The 21,872-nt window shown below is 46.4% G+C and carries 17 protein-coding genes; 11 read left to right on the top strand and 6 right to left on the bottom strand.

The features are described from left to right. The first annotated feature begins 99 nt into the window (after positions 1 to 99). The 4 genes from OEU88_RS16440 to spt all read left to right on the top strand — a co-directional run bounded on the left by OEU88_RS16440 (position 100) and on the right by spt (position 4,339). Positions 100 to 1,851 carry a fatty acyl-AMP ligase gene (locus OEU88_RS16440; RefSeq protein WP_262696304.1) on the top strand — a complete coding sequence of 584 codons (1,752 nt, stop codon included), beginning with the start codon at positions 100 to 102 and terminating at the stop codon, positions 1,849 to 1,851. Between the two features lie 5 nt (positions 1,852 to 1,856). Further along, positions 1,857 to 2,810, top strand: coding sequence for an NAD-dependent epimerase/dehydratase family protein (locus OEU88_RS16435; protein WP_262696302.1), 954 nt, complete (start codon positions 1,857 to 1,859; stop codon positions 2,808 to 2,810). A gap of 80 nt (positions 2,811 to 2,890) precedes the next feature. Beyond that, positions 2,891 to 3,136 (top strand): acyl carrier protein, encoded by a 246-nt coding sequence (locus OEU88_RS16430; RefSeq protein ID WP_262696300.1) that lies wholly within the window; start codon positions 2,891 to 2,893, stop codon positions 3,134 to 3,136. Positions 3,137 to 3,142: 6 nt separating this feature from the next. Then, the gene (spt, locus tag OEU88_RS16425; protein WP_262696299.1) at positions 3,143 to 4,339 is read left to right on the top strand and encodes a serine palmitoyltransferase; all 1,197 of its coding nucleotides are present in this window, start codon (positions 3,143 to 3,145) and stop codon (positions 4,337 to 4,339) included. Between the two features lie 70 nt (positions 4,340 to 4,409). On the opposite strand, the gene OEU88_RS16420 is transcribed toward spt, so the two are convergent. From OEU88_RS16420 to OEU88_RS16410, 3 genes are all read right to left on the bottom strand, one after another. Further along, positions 4,410 to 5,393, bottom strand: coding sequence for a hypothetical protein (locus OEU88_RS16420; protein WP_262696298.1), 984 nt, complete (start codon positions 5,391 to 5,393; stop codon positions 4,410 to 4,412). A gap of 2 nt (positions 5,394 to 5,395) precedes the next feature. After that, positions 5,396 to 6,397, bottom strand: coding sequence for a diacylglycerol/lipid kinase family protein (locus tag OEU88_RS16415; RefSeq protein WP_262696297.1), 1,002 nt, complete (start codon positions 6,395 to 6,397; stop codon positions 5,396 to 5,398). A gap of 153 nt (positions 6,398 to 6,550) precedes the next feature. Further along, entirely contained in the window at positions 6,551 to 7,024 is a 474-nt protein-coding gene (locus OEU88_RS16410; protein ID WP_262696296.1) for a DUF2141 domain-containing protein, read from the bottom strand. A 286-nt stretch (positions 7,025 to 7,310) separates the two neighbouring features. Here OEU88_RS16410 and lptF point away from each other — a divergent pair, with 286 nt between their 5' ends. From lptF to OEU88_RS16385, 5 genes are all read left to right on the top strand, one after another. Continuing rightward, positions 7,311 to 8,522, top strand: coding sequence for an LPS export ABC transporter permease LptF (lptF, locus tag OEU88_RS16405; RefSeq protein ID WP_262696295.1), 1,212 nt, complete (start codon positions 7,311 to 7,313; stop codon positions 8,520 to 8,522). Further along, positions 8,519 to 9,691, top strand: a complete 1,173-nt coding sequence (lptG, locus tag OEU88_RS16400) for an LPS export ABC transporter permease LptG (RefSeq protein ID WP_262696294.1) — start codon at positions 8,519 to 8,521, stop codon at positions 9,689 to 9,691. The genes lptF and lptG overlap by 4 nt, the downstream gene beginning before the upstream one ends. Beyond that, positions 9,691 to 11,277 carry a lipopolysaccharide biosynthesis protein gene (locus OEU88_RS16395; RefSeq protein WP_262696293.1) on the top strand — a complete coding sequence of 529 codons (1,587 nt, stop codon included), beginning with the start codon at positions 9,691 to 9,693 and terminating at the stop codon, positions 11,275 to 11,277. Before lptG ends, OEU88_RS16395 begins: the two co-directional genes overlap by 1 nt. Positions 11,278 to 11,348: 71 nt before the next feature. Next, positions 11,349 to 12,452, top strand: coding sequence for a fatty acid desaturase family protein (locus tag OEU88_RS16390; RefSeq protein ID WP_262696292.1), 1,104 nt, complete (start codon positions 11,349 to 11,351; stop codon positions 12,450 to 12,452). Between the two features lie 101 nt (positions 12,453 to 12,553). After that, on the top strand, positions 12,554 to 13,699 hold the full coding sequence (locus OEU88_RS16385) for a GNAT family N-acetyltransferase (RefSeq protein ID WP_262696291.1): 1,146 nt from the start codon (positions 12,554 to 12,556) through the stop codon (positions 13,697 to 13,699). On the opposite strand, the gene OEU88_RS16380 is transcribed toward OEU88_RS16385, so the two are convergent. From OEU88_RS16380 to recG, 3 genes are read right to left on the bottom strand one after another with little or no spacing between them, the layout of a single operon-like run. After that, the gene (locus OEU88_RS16380; RefSeq protein ID WP_262696290.1) at positions 13,696 to 14,193 is read right to left on the bottom strand and encodes a hypothetical protein; all 498 of its coding nucleotides are present in this window, start codon (positions 14,191 to 14,193) and stop codon (positions 13,696 to 13,698) included. The genes OEU88_RS16385 and OEU88_RS16380 overlap by 4 nt on opposite strands. Then, complete coding sequence (locus OEU88_RS16375) at positions 14,190 to 15,707, bottom strand: acyl-CoA carboxylase subunit beta (protein ID WP_262696289.1); 1,518 nt, start codon at positions 15,705 to 15,707, stop codon at positions 14,190 to 14,192. The genes OEU88_RS16380 and OEU88_RS16375 overlap by 4 nt, the downstream gene beginning before the upstream one ends. A gap of 17 nt (positions 15,708 to 15,724) precedes the next feature. Then, on the bottom strand, positions 15,725 to 17,809 hold the full coding sequence (gene recG, locus OEU88_RS16370; protein WP_262696314.1) for an ATP-dependent DNA helicase RecG: 2,085 nt from the start codon (positions 17,807 to 17,809) through the stop codon (positions 15,725 to 15,727). A 136-nt stretch (positions 17,810 to 17,945) separates the two neighbouring features. Here recG and OEU88_RS16365 point away from each other — a divergent pair, with 136 nt between their 5' ends. Together OEU88_RS16365 and mfd are read left to right on the top strand one after the other, a co-directional pair. Further along, a complete protein-coding gene (locus OEU88_RS16365; protein WP_262696288.1) occupies positions 17,946 to 18,248 on the top strand; it encodes an FAD assembly factor SdhE in 303 nt (100 codons plus the stop codon). A gap of 45 nt (positions 18,249 to 18,293) precedes the next feature. After that, on the top strand, positions 18,294 to 21,797 hold the full coding sequence (gene mfd / locus OEU88_RS16360) for a transcription-repair coupling factor (RefSeq protein WP_262696287.1): 3,504 nt from the start codon (positions 18,294 to 18,296) through the stop codon (positions 21,795 to 21,797). Positions 21,798 to 21,872 lie beyond the last annotated feature (75 nt).

The following is a 21,872-nucleotide window of genomic DNA, read 5'->3' as shown; positions in this document are numbered from 1 at the left end:
AAATAAGCGTATAACAGTCTGATCTAGTATCGCCACTCAATTGACGCGGCAGAACTATGTTGGCATAACGAGTACTACGGCAATAACCTTGGGGTAATTATGGTCAACAATGACACGCAGATTGTGGTGACACCGACACACGATCCGTCACTGGAAAGACGTTATTCCGATTTTGATACACTTGTAGACGCGATTGAATACGCGGCTAAAGGTGTGCGCGGCGTTAACTTTTACAATGCGCGCGGTGATGTAACTGATGTTATTACATGGGCCGAAATTCGAGATCGTGCGGAAGCTATTGGCAAACGGCTTGTAGGTATGGGCTTTGAAAAAGGCGACCGTATTGCCTTAATCGCCGAAACCACAGCAAACTTTGTAAGTTTCTTTGTTGGTTGTCAGTACGCGAGTGTACTACCGGTTCCATTACCTCTTCCAACATCATTCGGCGGCAAAGTTGGTTATGTTTCCCAACTGCGTATGCAGATGGAAAGTTGCAAAGCCAATGGTTTGATGGCTCCTTCATTCATGGATGAGATTGTAAATCAAGCTACAGAAGATATGGGTTTAAAATTCATCGGTGACTATGAAGACTACATGAACGTTGATACAATTGGTGAAACTGTTCTGCCTACTCCCGATGATTTGGCTTACCTACAGTATTCTTCAGGCAGCACACGGTTCCCACACGGTGTGTCAGTTACGCATCGTTCTTTACTTTCCAACACACACGGTATGGGCTTCCATGGTATACACCTCGAAGACAGTGATCGCTGTGTTTCGTGGTTACCGTTTTATCATGATATGGGTTTGGTTGGCACACTGCTGACAACCCTTACTTGCCAGGTATCCGTAGACTTTATTCCAACGGAAGAGTTTGCACGCAGGCCATTAAGCTGGTTACGCGTACTAAGCCAAAATAAAGGTACCATTACATACAGCCCAACTTTTGGCTTTGATATATGTACGCGCCGTGCAGCCATGCGAACAAGTGCTATGGAGGGCCTTGATCTAACAAGTGTTCGTGTTGCCGGTATCGGTGCGGAGATGATTCGCCCAGAAGTCATGCGAGAATTTGTCGATACATTTGGCCAGATCGGTTTCTCTTATAATGCATTCCTTCCTAGTTATGGTTTAGCGGAATGTACGCTCGGTGTAAGCTTTGGAACAGTTGGTAAAGGCATTGAAGTTGATTTGATTGAAGAATCTGTTCTCACTGGTGATCGGCAAGTGCTTGTAAGCGGTAAAGACAAAGATGATCGGATGCGCGAAGTAGTTAACTGCGGAAAATTGTTGCCAGAGTACGAAATCGAAATTCGTGATGAAGGCGATATGATTCTTTCTGATCGTCAAGTTGGTAAAGTATTTTTGCGCGGTGTTTCAGTTATGCGTGAATATTTCAATGACCCAGAAACAACGCGCGCTGTTTTAAGCCCTGAAGGTTGGCTTGACACTGGTGACATGGGCTACATGAAAGAAGACTGCATATATATTGTTGGTCGGGCTAAGGATATGATCATTGTGAATGGTCGCAACCATTGGCCGCAAGACATAGAATGGGCAGCAGAACAAGTTGATGGCCTAAAGAAAGGCGATGTAGCAGCTATTTCTGTACCAGGTGACAATGCAGAAGAAGTACCACTTATTTTAGCACAATGCCGTGTTTCCGACCCTGCAGAGCGCGTGAAACTTACCGAAGCATTGAAAAAGAAAATTCAAGCTGAAACAGGTGTTAATTGTATAATTGAGTTAGTGCCGCCGAAATCTTTACCGCGTACATCTTCAGGTAAATTAAGCCGGACAAAGGCTCGCAATGAATATCTGTCTGGCCATTTGCAAGCGGTCGCAAGTTAACAGAAATGCCAAGTAAAATTAAAGCAAACAAAACTGGTCAAACCATTGCTTTGACCGGGGCTACCGGTTTTCTGGGAAAACATGTTCTAGATGCCCTGCTTGAAAGCGGACATCGCGTAAAGGCATTAACCCGCAGCCCACAAATTGACAGACAAAATGTGGAATGGGTTGTTGGTGCTTTGGATAATGAAACCAGCCTTGAATTACTAACACAAGGCACATCAACATTAATTCATTTAGCAGGACTTACTAAAGCACTTACTAGAGACATATTTTTTGATGTAAATGTCACTGGTAGCAAGCGCCTATTTGATGCAGCTCAAACATCCGGCGTTCAACATGTGCTGCATATTTCAAGCCTCGCAGCAAGAGAACCAAGGCTATCTCATTACGGCGCTAGTAAAGCCGGAACAGAAATGCTGTTAACAGCGCGCAAATGGGGCTTTAGCTGGACCATATTGCGTCCGCCCGCCATATACGGGCCCGGCGACAAAGAAATCCTGAAGCTATTAAAAGCTAGCAAGTACGGCTTCTTACCTGCACCAGGGAGTACACGTAATAAATTTTCGATGATACACGTGGCAGATTTGGCAAAAGCAACTGCTGTTCTATCTGACCAAAGCAATAAAGCTTCAATCCTTGAGATTGATGATGGTGCAAAACGCGGTTACACGGTCAAAGATGTTGCATCTTGCATACCGAAAAATAATACGAAAATGCATTATGTGCCTGTTCCATATACAATTATGGCTTCCATAGGATTTATTAACCAGACATTCGCGCACATGCTGAACAAGCCAGCAATGCTAACGGTTTCAACTGCACGCTACTTATGTCATGCAGACTGGACAGTCACAGAAAACCGTAGGTTTCGGCATGAAAAATGGGCGCCACAATTTGATCTTAAATCAGGTCTACAGAATACCTTGGACTGGTATCGAAAAAATGACCTTTTATGATGAAGGTCATCTGGATATAACAATAACACGTAATTTATTTTATCCGGTATCACGACACCTCATAACGATTGGCAAAAAGAATGGCACAGCCCGCTACATTGAAAACAATTTATGATTTGATTACACCTATTAATCAAAAAAACGCTGCGTTGGCACCTGAGACAACGTTTGCTTCTGATCTGGAACTCGATAGCTTAACTGTTATGGATCTGGTAGCTGAAATCGAAGATACATTTGACATTATTTTGCCATTAAACCTTCTGCCCGAATTAGAAACAATCGGACAAGTTGCTGATACTGTTGATAAAATTGTGAACGAAAGTTAGTTCCTTATGGACCTGTTTGATAAATTTGACCAGGTAGTGGCCTTACGTTCTTCACTACCATTTGAAAAAGCTGACCCTTTTAAAGTTGTCGTCGACGAAGTTATTTCTGAAACCGAAGCTGTTATCGGCGGACGTCGCACTATTCTTGCCGGCACAAACAACTACATGGGCATGACATTTCATGAGGAATCGATCAACGCAGCAAAAGAAGCACTTGATCAATTCGGCACAGGCACCACTGGATCACGAGTATTAAACGGCACATACGAAGGACATAAAAAGCTCGAAGCCACCATAGCTGATTTCTACGGCATGGAGCACTGCATGGTGTTTTCCACTGGCTATCAGGCAAATCTTGGTATGATTTCCGCCCTTGGTGGTAAAGACGACTATGTCATTATTGATGCTGATAGCCATGCCTCCATTTACGATGGATGTTCTATGGGCAATGCCACTATTGTTCGCTTCAAACATAATGACCCAGAAAACCTGGAAAGACGCCTTAAGAGGTTGCCTGAAGATGCCGGCAAGCTACTAGTTGTAGAAGGCATATACTCTATGCTCGGCGATGCAGCACCACTGAAAGAATTACTGGAAGTTGGTAAAAAGTACGGCTGCATGACACTTGTTGACGAGGCACACTCAATGGGCTTTACCGGTGAAACTGGTCGTGGCGTTGCTGAAGAATTAGGTGTTGAACATTTATCCGACTTTTTCGTGGGAACATTTTCCAAATCGGTCGGCACTGTCGGTGGATTTGCAGTATCCAACCACCCAAAATTTGATGTATTACGCTTCGTAAGTCGACCTTATATCTTCACCGCAAGCTTGCCACCAAGTGTCGTTGCCTCAGCAACAAAATCCATTGAAGCTATTAAACGCGGTAGCAATAGACGTGCACATCTATGGGAAAACGCACGCCAACTGCATACGGGTTTAAAAGAAGCTGGGTTTTCAATGGCAACAAAAACCGCAGAAAGTCCGATTATTGCAGTTCATTTGCCTGATGTGATGATGGGAACACGTTTCTGGGAACACTTATTGTTAGAAGGCGTTTATGCCAATATGGCTGCACCGCCAGCAACTCCTTCTGGCATGTTTTTACTACGCATTAGTGTGTGTGCCCAACATACCAGCGAACAAATATCTGAGATCATTAAACGATTCAAGAAAACGGCTAAAGCTGTAGGACTAAATTCCTAACTATTATGATCTATAAATGGCCAGTACTCAGTTTAATGATAAATTGAGTACTTCCCTTCCCGCATAGAGCTTACTTAAATGCACCTTTGCGGCGTAAATTCCAGAACAATACAATGCCTGCAAAAACGGGATGCCGTCGCATCCAATCCTTAACCTCAATTTCGACACCGGCATGACGCCGTATCTTCCATGCTAAATAATCAATACCGCCATCAAAAGTCATAGAAGCCTTGATCAGGCGCAAGAAACTAACGGTTTTGCCGTTTAAACGCCTTAAAAACCAGTAAACCTTTGCATTAAAATTCTCAGTCCGCGCAGGCTGCGTTTGCGGAGGCGACGCTGCCACCAACACTCCCTTTGCTCGCAACTCTTCCAATGCAACAGGTGTAACTGCATGGTACCGGTCTTGATCTAGAAGGTATATCTCAAGTCCTTTGCCGCCACGTTCAGATCGCAGCTCTGCTGCATACGTCTCTTCGAATGCAGCGACCCACAAATCTCGCGGCTCAGTAGCCCAAGGCTTAAGGGCTAACAAGTTGCTCAACATCGTGTTTACTGCTTCTGCTATATTACCCGCCACTTGTTGCTGTATTGTTTCATCACGCGCATTAAGCAGAAGACATGGCTGACAAAAGCGTGCCCAAATAGATACGTTTAAACACGCAGAACTAACGCGGAAGCTGAGGTCTTGTAGCGATAAAACGGCATACTTTGAGCGAACAACCACTCCATCAACAACCATTTCATGGTAAAAGACATTAGGCGGCAATATCTGGTTAGCTGTAGCAAGCCAGCCTTTTTCATATGCTGCTTGGTAACTATCCACCAAAACATAGAAGTCGAGTATTTTCTCCTCGATTTCCCCTGTACGTAAGCATGATCCATAAAAAAGCACGCCCGCAGTTGCGCTGCCATATAGTGCACCAATTGTATGTGCTGCCATTTTTACGGCTTCTGGAACATCGCGCTGCCACTCATCAAGGATAAATTGCTGCATGGATTGAGAGCTGGACGCCGCACCACTCTCATCTGGTTTTACCGTTTTTTTCTTCATCGTCATTTCTTCAACGACACAAATGTCAATGACCTATCGCCCTTTAGGGTAATAGGAGTATTTTCTAGTGGTTGATATATTTCACCGTCTAACGTAACCGGATCAGTACCTTCAATGCGCACCATATCACCGCGGCGTACATGAACACCATTAATGGTCTTCCGGCCAAATCTGCCTGTAATTAATCCAAGAAACCCACGAAAGAAATTCGAAGGCCCTGCTTCAATAGCAGAAAAACGAAGCCCACCCTTTCCTTCTCGACCATATGGTTTTAAGCCAAATAATAAATTATCCAATGTCGTTGTAAGAACAACAGAATACCGCCCTTTAATTCTAGCATTACCAGGTACAGTAATGGCCATTGGGTCCGAAATCATGAGGCCTTTATCGCGTGAAAGACCAAATGCCGCGGTGATCAACTTGTATGCGGACCACACATGAGCCAGCCAGTTTGGCAAGCCTTTGGAATAAGCATTTTCACGACACCAAAAAATGCCGCGAACAATACCTGCAGTACCAAAAAATGTACCAACGCGTGGTGGCAGCCCATCACCCAGGTCCATTTCAATAAGGTGTCTTGTTGTTAGTTTGTTTGGAATTTCGCCTGCTTGCGTTAACTTCAATAGTTTCTTGAGGACTTTAGATGGGTTTCCTTTAAAGCCTAAATCAGCCGCCGTCATATTCGTTTTACCACCAGGTAGAAACGCGATGGGCGGCACAACATTAAATGGGTTGTTGTAAAGAATAGCAGCAAGTGCAGCGCCAATGGTGCCATCGCCGCCATTTACAATCAGTAATGACGGCTTGGCACGCGCGAACAATTCGATCGCATCTTGAAGCGTATCAATGCCGTCCAGTTCATAATGAACAACGTTAGCACTGGCATTGACTATCTTGCGTATTTCATCAAGGTTTTTTGCGTTAGTTGTGCTCAACGGGTTCGATATCATTACCACAAGGGGAACAATTGCACCGCTATTCAATGTTTCTGTTTTCACTTCCATGAAAACCTCATTCTCCATCTATTTATAGTTTAGTCACTGCAATTTACACATACGTGACTAGTCAACTATAAATACTATAAACGGTCGCAACTCAGCTGCGACCGTCTGTAAATGTTGCGGCATCAATACCTGCATATTCATTAATTATCAATATTAACGTCGCCGGAGTTTACGTCGCTTATCTTTTTTCTCGTTATCAGCGCCGAAAATATAATTAAGTGTCACGGATTGTTCGTTAACACCTGGGGCAACATTAATCATTACATCTTCTGCATCTGGCGGACCGAACGATAATTTCGGGTTATTGGAAAAACCAAACCCTTCACTAAAAAAATCTGCCTTACCGTTGCTGTTTTTATCGTGCATCACCACTAGCGCATATGTACCCGGTGCAGGCAACGGAACACATATTGTTGACGTGTCAGTCGTTACAACAGGTACGTCCACACGTACGAGCTTTTTACCTTTTTCAAGAAACTCTTCTGGGTCACCGCTGTATATTTGCGCCCGAAGATTGCCTTCAATAACCTGGATATTATCAACAGACACGGAAATTACGGCAATACCATCCGGTGCAATACATGAACCATCTTCAGCTACAACACCTGAATTATTAGCCCGTTCCATATATGCCTGTGCCAATTGCGCTTGAAATGTCAGAATTCCCAGAACTATAAGCTGAGGTATAAAGTATCTTTGAATAGGCGAATATGTCATCATAAATTGTATTGCTTTCTTCGGTTAAAATACATCAAAACCGTTACATCTCAGAAATAGCCGCTTGATGGTGGCTAAATTATGGCCCAAATTGTTACAAATATAGGTTATCATTTCTTTTTTCTGCCATGATTTTCCTATGGAAGATACTGAATTGACACTTGAATCATATTATTAACCAGTGTAGCGCCATTATATGTATGCACGTCCCGTTTTATCGCGAATAGATAGGTACATCCTCAAGAAGGTGATGATGCCAATGCTCACAACCTTGGGTGTGGCAGCATTGCTTTTGATTCTTGAACGTATGCTGAAGCTTTTTGATTTTGTTGTTAATCAAGGCGGACCGGTTGAAGTCGTATTTCGAATGCTTGCAAACCTGACACCGCATTATATGGGGTTAGCATTACCTGTGGGCTTATTGCTTGGTGTTTTAGTTGCGTTTCGAAACATATCGCTTTCCAGTGAGTATGATGCAATTACGTCTTCTGGTACCAGCTTGATGCAATTAGTACGCCCACTCCTCATGCTAGCGCTGTTGCTAGCTACCATAAACACTATTTTGGTGGGCTGGGTGCAACCATACAGCCAGTATGCCTACCGCGGCCTTGTATTTGACTTGAGAAGCGGTGCTTTGGGTGCCAGTATCCGCGTTGGCGATTTTGTTGAGATTGGTGACGATATTACGCTGATGATAGAAGAATCACGTCAACAAGGTGCAGAGCTTGGTGGTATTTTCCTTGAGCGCCGTAGTGAAGGAAACAGCATATCCGTGACAGCAGAGCGTGGCGGCTTCTTCGCAACAGGCGATGATCAAACGATTTTATTACGTTTATTTAACGGTGTCCTTGTTGACTTGAACGAAAGCCAGAACAAACCTCGTGTCTTAACCTTTGAACGGCAAGATTTAACCATTCGCTTACCTGAACGCGAAGTATTTAGGGAACGAGGTGGCCAAGAACTGGAATTAACTCTCCCGGAATTGTTCGTAGAAAAAGATAATCCTGAAAACTCTATTGAAGAACGCGCGGCGTTTACCGGCAACTTTCACTGGCGCATCATGCACAGTTTATCATTTTTCATACTGCCCTTCCTTGCTATCCCTATGGGCTTAACCAACAAAAGAACCGGGCGTAGTACCGGTATAGTTATCGGACTAGCACTTCTGATTGTCTATAACGAGCTGATGGAAGGCATGGAAACTGCCGTTAAGGGTGGTGTCTCTCCTTACCTAAGTATTTGGGCATTGTTTGCAGCGTTTGCGTTCATTAGTTTCTTTTTGTTCCGGGTTGCAGCATTCAAAGCAGGCGGCGAGCCGCTCGCTTATGTGGACGCTGTTGTTTCAACTGTAGCTGGTCCAATCAAGCGATTGGGCAAACGTATTGCGGGTATCGGAGACAGAGCATGATATTCCGATCGCTGCGCCGTGTACTCATCCCGTCCCGCACACTCGCTCGTTACATGGTACGCATGTATTTGAGCCGCTTCCTTGGTATTTTAATTGGGCTCACCGTTATATTACAGATGTTGGACCTGCTTGCTACAGCTGACAATGTTATGGCAGCTGACGGCGCTACATGGACATCCATCGTATCTTATGTTGGCCTCAGAGCACCGCAATTAATAACGCAATTCATACCATTTGCTGCTTTGCTTGCCACGCTCTTGACCCTCGCAACACTTAACCAAAGCAGTGAGGTAACGGTTATGAAGGCCAGCGGCCTTTCAGCACACCGCATTTTATTGCCGCTTGGTTTGGCATCTTTGCTCATTGGCTTTGCTCATTTTGTTTTCAACGAAACCGTAGTTGTTGAGGCAAACGCAGAGCTCGAATACTGGGAAGAAAACGATTATGCGATCGATTTACCGGAGAATGAAAGTTTAGCTGGTCGCGTCTGGCTGCGTGAAGGCAGAAGTATCGTGGTGGTTGAAGCCGTTAGCCGGTCTGGCAAGCGAGTTATTCTCGACAAAGTCTCTATTTTCGAGCGTGGCGACACTGGTCGCCTTGAAGCAATGGTGAAAGCTGACTTCGCATGGTACCAGAATGACGGTTGGACGCTACATGAGGTAAGGCGGTTTGACGCGGATACCCATGTATTATCCATTACTCCTTCTATTAATTGGAATATTCCAACCAGACCAGAACGCTTTCTGGCTCTAACGGTTAAAGCTGACCATGTTTCAATGCCTCAGCTATGGCGTTCTATTAAACGGCTAGAAGAAGAAGGATTGCCAACGGACAGGTTGATGGCAAGTTTCCTTCACAAGATTGCAGCGCCTGCTTCAACCTTGCTTATGCCCCTGCTCGCCGCTGTTGCGGCTTTTGGTGTATCTAGGGGCGGTAGTTTGGTTTTACGCCTCGTATTTGGCATGGCACTTGGTTTCAGCTTCTTTGTTGCTGATAACTTTATGTTAGCAATGGGAGAATTCGGTGTAGCACCACCCCTGTTAGCCGCCTGGGCACCATTCTTTCTATTTTTATTCGTAGGTTACACCGTAATTTTTTATACAGAAGAAGGTAAATCACACATTAGCTTTTGGCGGCGCGCCCCCAAACGACAAACGCCGGCCGAATAATGCCTGAAGACAAAACAGATAAGGCTGAAGAAGATATAAGACCTATACCTGGCACAGCTAATAATGACCCTAAAAATGGCCATGACCTTGGTCGCGTTGCAGGTGGTGCTGGTCTAGCGTTCCTAGGTCGTTTAGGCGCCCTCATTGAGGCTGTATCTGTTGTTGTCTTCACATGGGCGTACGGTGCCGAAACATTTGGCCTTTTTGCCGTGCTATGGAGTTACGTTAAGGTTACAACGGCGTTATCCGATGCAGCTATGACCACAACATTGCAGCGATTTGTGCCCAGAGTAGCCAAAGAACAAGAGGCATATGTTGCAGGTTACGCATTAAAACTCAGCTTCAGTATCGCGTGTATATTCGCTTTAATCGGTACTTATTTTGCACCCAACATTGCTGGCTTCATCAATGTTGGCTCTTCTGACGCAGCGCACCTTACCAATGTTATTCGGGTATATGTTTGGGTTCTGCCGTTTTGGACCACTGTGGAAGTTGGTACAGCAGCTATTCGTGCACGCCGAAACTTCGGCCCTGAAATCCGAGTGCGCATCTTTTACGAACAAGGGTTGCGCCTTGTAGCTGCCGTTTTGTTTTTTACATTAGGATTAGATACTTATGGACTTTTTCTCGCGCATTTAATTAGCGTTATGCTAGCAGCAACTTTAGCGGTCAGGCTCATATCAAAAAACTATAATTTCAAAGATGTTTTAAATGCACCAATGACCGGTACACTCACTAAAGAGATGCGCAAATACGGCTTCACCGTTATGCCGTCAAACCTCATAAAAAAACTGTTTAGTGAATTCCCCGTAATGTTGCTTAACTTCATGTTACCGGGCGCTGCCGGTGCAGCTGCTGGTGGCTATTATTCTATCGCACGCAAAATTGCCAGCGCTCTACAAGTTGTGAAACTTGCTTTTGAATATGTTATGGCACCGCTTGCTGCAGAAAAAGAAGGCATGGGTGACCGTTCCATGCTGCAACACATGTATGCCTTTGCAACAAGAATGTCGATATGTCTTGCCCTGCCCTTTGGTGCAGCGCTTTATGTCGCAAGAACGGATATATTGGCAGCCTTAGACCCGGAATTTCAGGCTGCTGCAGCCGCAATTGCTATATTGGTTATAGGGCGCGTTATTGAGGCATCCACAGGTCCATCTTCTTCAATCATCGAAATGCTAGGCAACAGGTTTTTACCTTTAGCCAATGGCCTCGTTGGTCTTGCGGCGTTTATTTCTATTGGCCTTATGACGATACCAACACACGGCGTAACGGGGGCTGCAGTAGCAGCAACTGTCGGGCTAAATGTCGCAGCAAGCCTTGCGCTTATACAAGTTGTTGGCCTCTACAAGCTATTGCCATACAATGCCGACCTCTTGAAACCGGGGCTTATTTCACTTATCTCTGCGACAGCGCTTGTAACATATGCTGAGTATGGCCCGAATTTCCCGGCTCCAACTGGTCTTATGATTGCCATATTTGGGCTTATTGTCGCGCTACTTCTTTTGGTACGTTTTGGCCTTAAAATGGAAGATATTGCTGCACTTGGAAAACCGGCTCTTTGGGTAAGCCGCAAAACCAAGTAAAAGTACGAGACAAGATATAATAATCGATCCCATAGATGTCAGAAGTTCTGACAAGAATATGACAGGTAATAATGCAAGCTGTAGTAAATAAAGATGAAATTGATGTGGAACAAGAAACCACAATTGTTTCCGGTGCGCATCCTGAAGCAGAAAACTTTCCATTGAAAGAGTCGCGACGCCTGGTGCGCGACCTCTGGAAACCTAATGCACGTATTTACTGGACAGATTTCACGATAAGCGCGGCTCTTGGCTGGGGTGCAGTTGCAGCAGCAACCCTAACTCCATTGGGATCTTTCATACAAATTATTGCAATAATTATTGCAACACTTGCCTTGTACCGCGGTGTTATCTTTATTCATGAGCTTGCTCATTTCCGTAAAGGAACATTTACTTGGTATCGACGGTTTTGGAACGCCACATGCGGCATGCCCATGATGGTACCTGCATACACATATGCTGATGTGCACATAGATCACCATAAGCCGCAGCACTACGGCACTGCAGAAGACGGTGAGTACTTGCCTTTTGCTGTTGATAAGCCATGGAAAATCATTGCTTTTATCATTCAGGCTGTGCTCGTGCCGGTGCTGCTTGTCGCACGCTACATGATCCTTATGCCTTTAACACTTCTGAACACACGTTTCCGCAATTACATCTGGCAGCGCGCAAGTAGCCTTGTGATCGACTACAATTATATCCGTCCATTACCTAAAAAAGATCAAGAATCCAGCTGGCTCATTGAGGATATCATTACTGGAATATACGCTTACTCAGCGTTTGCCCTGTTTTATATTGATGTGTTGCCTCTCGCTTTCTTTGCCGTTTGGTATGTTGTTACAGTCGCTATCTTTATCCTCAATGGTTTGCGCACACTAGCGGCTCACGCCTACCGTAATGGCGGCCGCGAACGCATGAACCAGCAGCAGGAATTTTTGGATAGCGTCGATGTGCCTGGCAATCGCTACATTTCAAGCTTGTGGGCGCCAGTGGGGCTTCGCTTCCATGCAACACACCACCTATTTCCTGGCATGCCTTACCATGCGTTGGAGACCGCTTATTTTAGGTTAAAGGACGAACTGCCTGACAATCGCTTGTTTCTTGCTGCTAGTCGCAAAAATCTATGGTCTGCAGTTGCACAGTTATGGCGCGAAAGCAGAGCTGCACAAAACCGCTAGCAATTATTCCACTTAAATTGTCGCCCGAATACGCAATCGCCTTGCATTATGCATGTAACGCGTTATCGATAATGCATGTTTGAAAGACAAGAGGAATAACCGTGACAGCATCTTCTGCCATTACTGTGCATCCAATTACCGACAATAAAGGCCTAAAAGACTTTATCAATGTCACACGCACCGTTTATGCGGATGATCCACAATGGATTCAGCCTCTGACAATGGAACGCATGGATGTGTTGCGCGCAGACAAAAACCCATATTTTGAGCATGCCGACGTATCGTTATGGATTGCAAAGCGTGAAGGCAAGCTGGTTGGGCGCATCAGCGCACAAATTGATAGCCTCGCTCAAGAAAAGTGGGGGCCAAACCTTGGTCACTTCGGGTTTTTCGAAGCTGTCGATAAAGACGTTGCAGACAAACTGCTCAAAACCGCAGAAGCATGGCTCAAGGAACGTGGCATGAAGCGAATGCAAGGCCCATGGTCTTTCTCTTCTGCTGAAGAAGTGGGCACACTTGTAGATGGTTTCGATACACCACCATGCGTTATGATGCCACATGGCAGGCCGCAATATGATGCTTTTTTAAAAAACCATGGCCTAGACAAAGCCAAAGATATGTTTGCCTACTCGCTTGATCTCACCATTCCCATGCCAGACCGCGCCAAGCGCATTGTAAAAATGGCGCAGAAGAACAAGCGTGTGACCATGCGCCCAATTGATATGAAGCGCTTTGACGAAGAAGTCGCTGTTGTTCTTGATATCTATAACGAAGCATGGAGCGACAATTGGGGTTATGTGCCGTTCACTGAAAATGAAGTAGCTCATGGTGCCAAAAGCCTGAAACCTGTTGTTAAACCATACCGTACATACATCTGCGAGTATGACGGTGAACCAGTGGCATTTATGCTGACCATACCGGACGTGAACCACAAAATGCACGACATTGATGGAAAGCTGTTCCCGACAGGCATTTTCAAGCTGCTATACCGCATGATGAACGGTAAAGAAGACCGGTGCCGTGTTCCATTAATGGGTGTACGCAAGAAATTCCAGAAAGGGCCACTAGGTGCGGCTATGTCAATGTGGATGATTGATGTTAGCCGCGAACATGTGCAAGAACGCGGCGCTTATTGGGGCGAACTGGGGTGGATACTGGAAGACAATGACGGGATGCGATCCATCCTCGAGGAAATCGGCTGTGTTGTTTACAAAACGTATAGAGTTTATGAGAAAGAGCTTAGCTAACTTATTTTTGTAATTGCGCTACGCCAAAATTCCTTAGCTATCGCGGCCACATCCGAATTATTGTAATTGATATCTCTTGGGTCGATCTTAAATTCATTCTTATCGCTCTTAACAATTAACACAACCTTGTCTTTAAGCGACACACTTCTATCGATTAATTCGACTTCTTTTATATCAATGACGTCCCGCCAATAATGACGTGTCTCTTTACCATCATTATCAAAATAAAATTGATCTTCCGTAAAATTAAGATACGGCATATCCAAATGCGCATCATAAAGTGTCTTAGCTAATCCCCCAATCAGAATAATAGCAGGATAAATAAAGTCGATAAATCGTAAGCCGGTTGCGTTTACATCATTATTTTTGCTAGTAACAATCCAATATGCAAAAATCGCAGCACCTCCGATAGACGCCAAAATCAATTTAAAGTTCTTTTGCTTAGTTTTACTAAAAACAGCAAACTTTCGTCCTGCAATATCTTCTTTAATCATGATGATTTGCTTTGCGCCAAATTCGTGAACTCACATAGCAGCGGTCGTGTTTCGCGTGGGTCAATAACATCTTCAATCATAAAGGCTTCTGCCGTGCGGAACGGGCTGCGCACTTTATCAAGGCGTGCTTTAATGTCGGCAAGGTGCGCTTCCGGGTCATCGCTTGCCTCAAGTTCAGCTTTGTAGGCAACTTCAATGCCGCCCTCTAATGGCAAACTGCCCCAATCGCCCGAAGGCCACGCAAAACGATACTGAAACCGTGTGTGATCGCTCATTGCGGCACCAGCCACGCCGTATGCCTTGCGAATAATCACCGTCGCCCACGGTACTTTGGACGTATAGATCCCGTTCAGGGCATCAACGCCGAAGCGAATAGTTGCCGCTTTCTCAGCCTCAAGGCCAATCATAAAGCCCGGATTGTCTACAAAATGTACCACCGGCAAGCCAAAAGTGTTCGCTAATTTAACAAACCGCTCAACTTTACGGGCAGTATCGGCCGTCCATGAACCACCAAGAAAACTGGGGTCGGATGCCAGAACCGCCACCGGCCAACCATCAAGCCGTGCGAACGCTGTTATCGTAGCCTGCCCCCAAAAACGCCCCATTTCAAACAGGCTGCCTTTATCCACAACTGACTTCAGGATTGCGCGCATGGAGTATGCTTTTTGACGATCTTCGGGCACGGCTTTCAGAAGGCTTTCATCCCGGCGCTCAATACCGTCTGTGGTCTCCAGCCTTTCAGCCTTCATGCCAACAGCCTGCGGCAAATACGACAGGAACGTACGGGCAGCTTCAAACGCCGCTTCCTCGCTGTCCACCACATCGTCCACCGCACCGTTTCGGGCATGAATGTCCGCACCGCCAAGTTGTTCTTTATCAAGCGTTTCACCGATAGCGGCAACCACAGCAGGCCCAGCCGTAAACATGTGCGACATGCCCTTGACCATTACACTATAGTGGGATGCCACAACACGCGCGGCACCAAGGCCCGCAACCGAGCCTAGCGCAAGCGAGACAACTGGCACGCTTTCAAGGTTTTTAACCACATGTTCCCAGCCCGGCAGATACGGCACATACGTAAGCCCCATATCCTCAAGCGATTTCACCGAGCCACCGCCTCCGGTACCGTCAATCAATCGAATAAGAGGCAACTTGTATTCGTGGGCCATCTGCTCGGCCATCATGCCTTTGCGCCATATGGCTGCATCAGCCGCACCGCCGCGCACGGTAAAATCATCACCAACGATAACCGTAGGACGACCATTAACCTCAGCTTTACCAAATATCATGTTGGCTGGTGTGAAGTCTTCTAATTCACCTTCAGCATCGTAATGCCCTTTGCCTGCGAGCTTACCAATTTCACGGAAACTACCAGGGTCAGCCATTTTGTGGACACGTGCTCGCACATCCAGTTTGCCGCGACTATGTTGACGTGCGACTTTATCAGCACCGCCCATCCTTTCGGCAAGCCGCTCGCGTTTTTTCTTTTCCGCCAGCTTTTTTTTCCACGCCATAGATAGCCTCTAATTAATTAGCCCGATTGCATCAGGCGCACGCCTTCATCCCGTTCAAACAGATACAGCAAACAACGTAAATTTTTCCCGCGCTCACTGGTTAATTCAGGATCTTTGTTAATGATAAGGCGCGCATCGTCGCGGGCAAGTTCAATGAGGTCCGCGTGCTCACCAAAGTCAACAAGCTTAAACTCAGGCAAGCCGCTTTGCTTGGTACCAAGCACTTCACCGCCACCACGAAGACGCAAGTCTTCCTCAGCGATTAAGAAACCATCTTCAGTTTCCCGCATTATTTTAAGCCGCGAGCGCGCCACCTCACCGATTTCGTTAGCGCGCAGCAAAATACAACGGGATTGCAGATCGCTTCGCCCTACCCGGCCGCGCAACTGATGTAGTTGCGACAGACCAAAACGTTCAGCATGCTCAATCACCATAATTGTAGCTTCCGGCACGTTCACTCCCACTTCAATTACAGTGGTCGAAACAAGTATACTAATCTCGCCGCGCTGGAACTGTTCCATCACTGCATCTTTTTCAAGGGCTTTCATCTTGCCGTGTACAAGACCGACTTGATCTCCGAACATATGCCTAAGGGTCGCGAAGCGTTCTTCCGCGGCTGCAATGTCGAGCAGCTCGCTTTCCTCCACCAACGGACACACCCAGTATGCCCGCGCACCAGCTTGCACTGCGCGGCCAATACCGGCAGCTACATCTGATAATCTATCAAGCGCTACAACGCGTGTATCAACCGGCATACGACCCGGTGGTTTTTCGCGAATAAGCGAAACATCCATATCGCCGTATGCAGTGAGCGTAAGCGTGCGAGGAATGGGTGTTGCTGTCATACCAAGCACATCGACACCGAATTGCGCTTTGCTTGCCAACGTCAGGCGTTGCTGTACACCAAAACGGTGCTGCTCATCAATGATCGCAAAACCCAAATCTTTAAATACCACGTCATCCTGAATGATCGCGTGTGTACCAACAAGTATATCAATATCGCCGGCAGCAAGCGTTTCCAGCAATGCTGTGCGTGGTTTTCCTTTATTGCGTCCAGTTAATAATGCCACTTTCAACCCAGCGGCGTTTGCAAGTGGTTCAATAGTTTCCAGGTGTTGCCGCGCCAAAATCTCGGTTGGCGCGAGCAATGCAGTCTGAACTCCAGCCTCGGCAGCGGCAGCAGCGGCCAACAACGCCACAACAGTTTTGCCGCTACCAACATCACCTTGCATCAGGCGCAACATTGCACGCTCGTTCTCCAGATCACTGACAATTTCCTGCAAAGCTGTTTGCTGATCATTGGTCAGGCTAAATGGAAGTGCCGCTAATATTTTGCCGCGAATAGTACCGTCGCCGACTAATCGACGGCCACGTTTACGCCTTGTTCGTTCACGAACAATCGCAAGGGCAAGCTGTGTTGCAAGTAATTCATCGCATGCCAAACGTCGACGCGCCAATGAACTCGCATTCAAATCTTCTATCGCTTGAGGCGCATGGACCGTTTTTAATGCATCAGTAAATGATGGCCAGCTATCGCGCTTCATTACACTGGAGTTTTGCCATTCCGGTAATGGTGGAACGCTATCCAACGCAACAGCAACTGCCTTGCGCAAAACCTTACCAGACAGACCTGCTGTTAAAGGATATATTGTTTCAAGCTCAGGCATCTCGGCGGTGTTATCCGGATTTACCATATAATCAGGGTGTGTAATTTGAAGCTTGCCCTGATATTCCTCAAGTCGCCCACTAATCAGGCGCGGTTCACCTTCAGGAAGTTGTTTATTCAGCCAATCAGCGCGTGGATTAAAGAACACAAGCGTTAACTCGCCTGTGTCGTCATGGCATTGCACACGGTATGGTGCACGTCTGTTCGCCAGCCTCACATGTTTATCAACAGTGACAAGCACTGTAACAATGCTGCCAGGAACAGCATCAATTAAAGATGGCCTGTAACGCCTGTCGATCAAGCCTGTTGGCATATGCATAAGCAAATGCACCATCCTGTCACCGGCAATGCGTTCAATTGCTAATTTGTTACGCTTGCCAATTCCTGGCAAACGCTCAATGTCAGCAAAGTAATCGAACAGAACCTCGGGCCGCATTGCCACAAAACCTCATTATAAATCGCTGTTTTCAGCCAAAAATTTGGTATCAAAGCCAAAGTTTCAGTTTGACCTTTTTGGACCATAGCTTATGGTGTCGCGCTCGCCAATGGGCAGCGTGAAAAGGCAGGCAAAAATGACTGAAAACAGCTATGATCCACACGGCGATATTGACCTGGAAAATCGGCGCAGGCGTCTTTTGTTCAGGGCGTGGCATCGCGGCATTAAAGAACTTGATTTGATTTTTGGAAACTTCGTAGAAGCCAATGTCAAAAACTTCGATGAAACTGATTGTGCCTGGTTTGAAAGCCTATTTGAAGAACAAGATCATGAAATCTTGCAATGGGTAACGAGCGGTGAAGGCGTTCCCGAGAAATTTCAAGGAAATATGATGAGCCGCCTTCAAAAGCTTGATTTCATGGTCCTTAAAGCAAAGTAACTGCCGCAAAGGCCTTCAATTATGTAATTGGACTATTAAGCCGTTATGAGTTTAGACGATATTCTTAGCAATGACATTCCTTTAACCGTTGCAGGTGTACCTGCTGGTTATGATGCAATGTTGCTTGCAACAATAACCGAGCGCGCATTTGCTGACGACAAAAGGCCTGTCCTACATATATTGCGCGACGATGCACGGCTTTCATCCACTATTAGCGCTATTAAATTCTTTGCACCAAAACTCGACCTAATCGTACTACCCGCATGGGACTGTCTGCCTTATGACCGTGTCAGCCCTCAGCCTGAAATTGTTGCAAGGAGAATGGCAGCGCTATCCGCGCTTGCGAATGAAAACACAAAAAAACCACGCCTTATTCTCACAACTGTTAATGCTGCCCTACAGCGAATGCCCGCGGCGCACTCTGTTAAAGATGCAACATTCAATGCTACGCCCGGCGATAAAGTTGATATGAACACCCTTGCCGATTTTTTAGCGGCAAATGGGTATAACCGCACCGGACAAGTGATGGAGCCCGGCGAATTTGCTATTCGTGGCGGCCTTATTGATATCTTCCCTCCTGCATACAAAGAGCCACTTCGTTTGGATTTCTTTGGTGATGAATTAGACACTATTCGCCGTTTTGACCCACTTGATCAACGCACTACGGGCAAAGCCAACAGTCTAAACCTTAAGCCTGCGAGTGAATTTGCGCTGGACGCTGGCACGATTACGCGGTTCAGAAAAAACTATGTTGCCACCTTTGGCCCTGCACGATCTGACGACCTTCTTTACGAATCTATTAGCGAGGGACGTAAGCATCAGGGCGCCGAACATTGGCTACCTATGTTTCATGAAACGCTCGCTTCACTATTTGACTATGTTAAAAACCCTGTTTTGTTAACTGACCATCAAACAGATGAAGCAATTAACGAACGCCTTGATGCCATTGCTGATTATTACAAATCCCGCCATGAAGGTTGGCAAATTGCCAAGGCAAACAAAGATAATACTGCGCCGCCATACAAGCCTATTCCAGCAATCGCTCTTTATTTAAGCAAAGACGAATGGGAAGAGCAGCTGGAAGAATTGAACGTACGCCGCGTCACACCGTTTGATGTTCCAAAAGCATTCGATGCAGTTGGTTTTAGCGCACGCCAAGGGCGTAACTTCGGCCCAGAACGCAACAATAAAGAGCTTAACGTATACGATGCTGTACGCGACCATGTGAATGCACTGCGCAAAGACGGCAAACGTATTGTTTTTGCAAGCTACTCTACCGGAGCCGCAGACCGCATGAAAGGTGTGCTCGAAGACCACGACCTTTCGCCTGTCGCAATAGCTGACAGTTGGGCAAGCATTCGCACAGAGAACAAACAAGGCATAGCTGTCACTGTATTACCGATCGAATCTGGTTTCGAAACAGATGATCTAGCTATTATTTCAGAGCAGGACATACTGGGTGACCGTTTGGTGCGCAAATCACGCCGCAGCAAACGCGCAGACAATTTCCTGAAGGAAGCCAGCGCGCTTAACCCGGGCGATTTGGTTGTTCATGCAAGCCACGGCATCGGGCGATTTGATGGATTGGAAACAATTACTGTCTCTGGTGCTGCACATGATTGCCTACAACTTACATACCTTGGCGGCGACAAGCTTTTTGTTCCGGTCGAAAACATCGAAATTCTATCGCGCTACGGCAGTGAAGACGCGGGCGGACAATTAGACAAACTTGGCGGGGTTGCCTGGCAAGCGCGCAAAGCTAAAATGAAAAAGCGTATCCGCGAAATGGCGGATCAATTGATCAAGTTGGCAGCAGCACGCGCCCTAAAGGAAGGGCAGCGCATAAACACACCTGAGGGTTTGTACGACGAATTTTGTGCACGTTTTCCCTATACTGAGACAGAAGATCAATTACGATCAATAGCCGATGTCGCGAGCGATCTCGCATCAGGCAAGCCAATGGACCGTCTTGTCTGCGGTGATGTAGGTTTTGGTAAAACTGAAGTCGCGCTGCGTGCTGCTTTCCTTGCCGTAATGGCTGGTCATCAAGTAGCCCTTGTCGCACCAACAACGCTTCTGGCACGGCAACATCATTTAAATTTTACTGAACGCTTTAAAGGACTGCCAGTACGTGTTGCGCAGCTCTCGAGACTTGTAAGTGCAAAGGATGCTAAAGCCACAAAAGAAGAGATGCGTAACGGCACGCTTGATATCGTTATCGGCACACATGCCTTGCTTGCAAAAGACGTTGCGTTCAAGGAAATGGGCCTATTAATCGTCGATGAAGAGCAGCATTTTGGTGTTGCTCACAAGGAACGTCTGAAATCACTGAAAGCAAATGTTCATGTCTTAACACTAACCGCAACCCCTATTCCGCGCACATTACAAATGGCAATGTCCGGCATCCGTGACCTGTCTTTAATCGCTACACCGCCAGTAGACCGCCTTGCTGTGCGTACATTTGTATTGCCATTTGACCCTATGGTGGTGCGGGAAGCCTTGCTGCGTGAACATTATCGTGCCGGCCAAAGCTTTTATGTATGCCCGCGTGTTGCGGACCTTGAAGATGCCGCGCGCTTCTTGCGAGAAGAAGTGCCCGAAGTGAAATTCATTATGGCACACGGTCAAATGCCGCCTAAAACAATAGAGGACGTCATGACCGCGTTTTATGAAGGTCGGTATGATGTTTTATTATCCACAACGATCATCGAATCTGGCATTGATATTCCAACCGCAAATACAATGGTCATTCATAGGGCAGACATGTTTGGCCTCGCACAAATGTACCAGTTACGTGGGCGCGTTGGACGATCCAAAACACGGGCATATGCATATTTGACAACGCCGGCGGGCAAAAGGATCACGGAAGGTGCCGAGAAACGCCTCCAGGTCTTGCAAACGCTTGATACACTGGGCGCAGGTTTCAGTATTGCAAGCCATGATATGGACATCCGAGGGGCCGGTAATCTGCTGGGCGACGAACAATCAGGTCATATCCGCGAGGTTGGCGTTGAACTGTACCAAAAAATGCTTGAAGAAGCTGTTGAAGAGGCGCGGTCAGGTGACCCGGATGATGAATACAATGAAACGGATTGGTCTCCGCAGATCAATCTCGGCGCAACTGTCATGATCCCTGAACGATATGTACCAGACCTTACACAGCGGATGGCATTGTATCGGCGTCTTGCTGATTTGGATACGCGCGAAGATGTTGACGCCTTTTGTGCAGAAATGATCGACCGTTTTGGCCCTCTTCCATCAGAAGTAAAACAACTGGCAGCCATCATGATTATCAAGGGTCACAGCAAACGGGCCGGCATCGATAAACTTGAAGCAGGACCAAAAGGGTTAGTGCTTAGTTTCCGTGATGATACATTTGCAAATCCGGCTGGTTTAATTGAGTTTATATCTTCAACAGGCACAACCGCGAAGCTCCGCCCTGACCATAAGTTGGTCTATATGGCGCGTATGGATAAAATTGGTGCACGGCTAAAAGCTGTAGCTGCCATAACACGCAAGCTTGCAACAGTCGCACAAGCATCAAGTTAACTATCAAACATAGCTAACTGTACCACTAAGACTTGGGCATTCCTTGATGGTATTAAAGCTTTGTATTTTAGCGTG

The organism is Kordiimonas aquimaris (genome assembly GCF_025574485.1).
GTDB lineage: Bacteria > Pseudomonadota > Alphaproteobacteria > Sphingomonadales > Kordiimonadaceae > Kordiimonas > Kordiimonas aquimaris.
This window is presented reverse-complemented; position numbering and strand designations above follow the sequence as displayed.

Excerpts from the sequence above, each read along its gene's own strand:
- OEU88_RS16430 (WP_262696300.1), top strand. The coding sequence starts at position 2,891 with ATGGCACAGCCCGCTACATTGAAAACAATTTATGATTTGATTACACCT.
- OEU88_RS16395 (WP_262696293.1), top strand. The coding sequence starts at position 9,691 with ATGCCTGAAGACAAAACAGATAAGGCTGAAGAAGATATAAGACCTATA.
- OEU88_RS16440 (WP_262696304.1), top strand. The coding sequence starts at position 100 with ATGGTCAACAATGACACGCAGATTGTGGTGACACCGACACACGATCCG.
- OEU88_RS16415 (WP_262696297.1), bottom strand. The coding sequence starts at position 6,397 with ATGGAAGTGAAAACAGAAACATTGAATAGCGGTGCAATTGTTCCCCTT.
- OEU88_RS16420 (WP_262696298.1), bottom strand. The coding sequence starts at position 5,393 with ATGAAGAAAAAAACGGTAAAACCAGATGAGAGTGGTGCGGCGTCCAGC.
- OEU88_RS16375 (WP_262696289.1), bottom strand. The coding sequence starts at position 15,707 with ATGGCGTGGAAAAAAAAGCTGGCGGAAAAGAAAAAACGCGAGCGGCTT.
- mfd (WP_262696287.1), top strand. The coding sequence starts at position 18,294 with ATGAGTTTAGACGATATTCTTAGCAATGACATTCCTTTAACCGTTGCA.
- OEU88_RS16365 (WP_262696288.1), top strand. The coding sequence starts at position 17,946 with ATGACTGAAAACAGCTATGATCCACACGGCGATATTGACCTGGAAAAT.
- recG (WP_262696314.1), bottom strand. The coding sequence starts at position 17,809 with ATGCGGCCCGAGGTTCTGTTCGATTACTTTGCTGACATTGAGCGTTTG.
- OEU88_RS16380 (WP_262696290.1), bottom strand. The coding sequence starts at position 14,193 with ATGATTAAAGAAGATATTGCAGGACGAAAGTTTGCTGTTTTTAGTAAA.
- OEU88_RS16435 (WP_262696302.1), top strand. The coding sequence starts at position 1,857 with ATGCCAAGTAAAATTAAAGCAAACAAAACTGGTCAAACCATTGCTTTG.
- lptG (WP_262696294.1), top strand. The coding sequence starts at position 8,519 with ATGATATTCCGATCGCTGCGCCGTGTACTCATCCCGTCCCGCACACTC.
- lptF (WP_262696295.1), top strand. The coding sequence starts at position 7,311 with ATGTATGCACGTCCCGTTTTATCGCGAATAGATAGGTACATCCTCAAG.
- OEU88_RS16390 (WP_262696292.1), top strand. The coding sequence starts at position 11,349 with ATGCAAGCTGTAGTAAATAAAGATGAAATTGATGTGGAACAAGAAACC.
- spt (WP_262696299.1), top strand. The coding sequence starts at position 3,143 with ATGGACCTGTTTGATAAATTTGACCAGGTAGTGGCCTTACGTTCTTCA.
- OEU88_RS16410 (WP_262696296.1), bottom strand. The coding sequence starts at position 7,024 with ATGGAACGGGCTAATAATTCAGGTGTTGTAGCTGAAGATGGTTCATGT.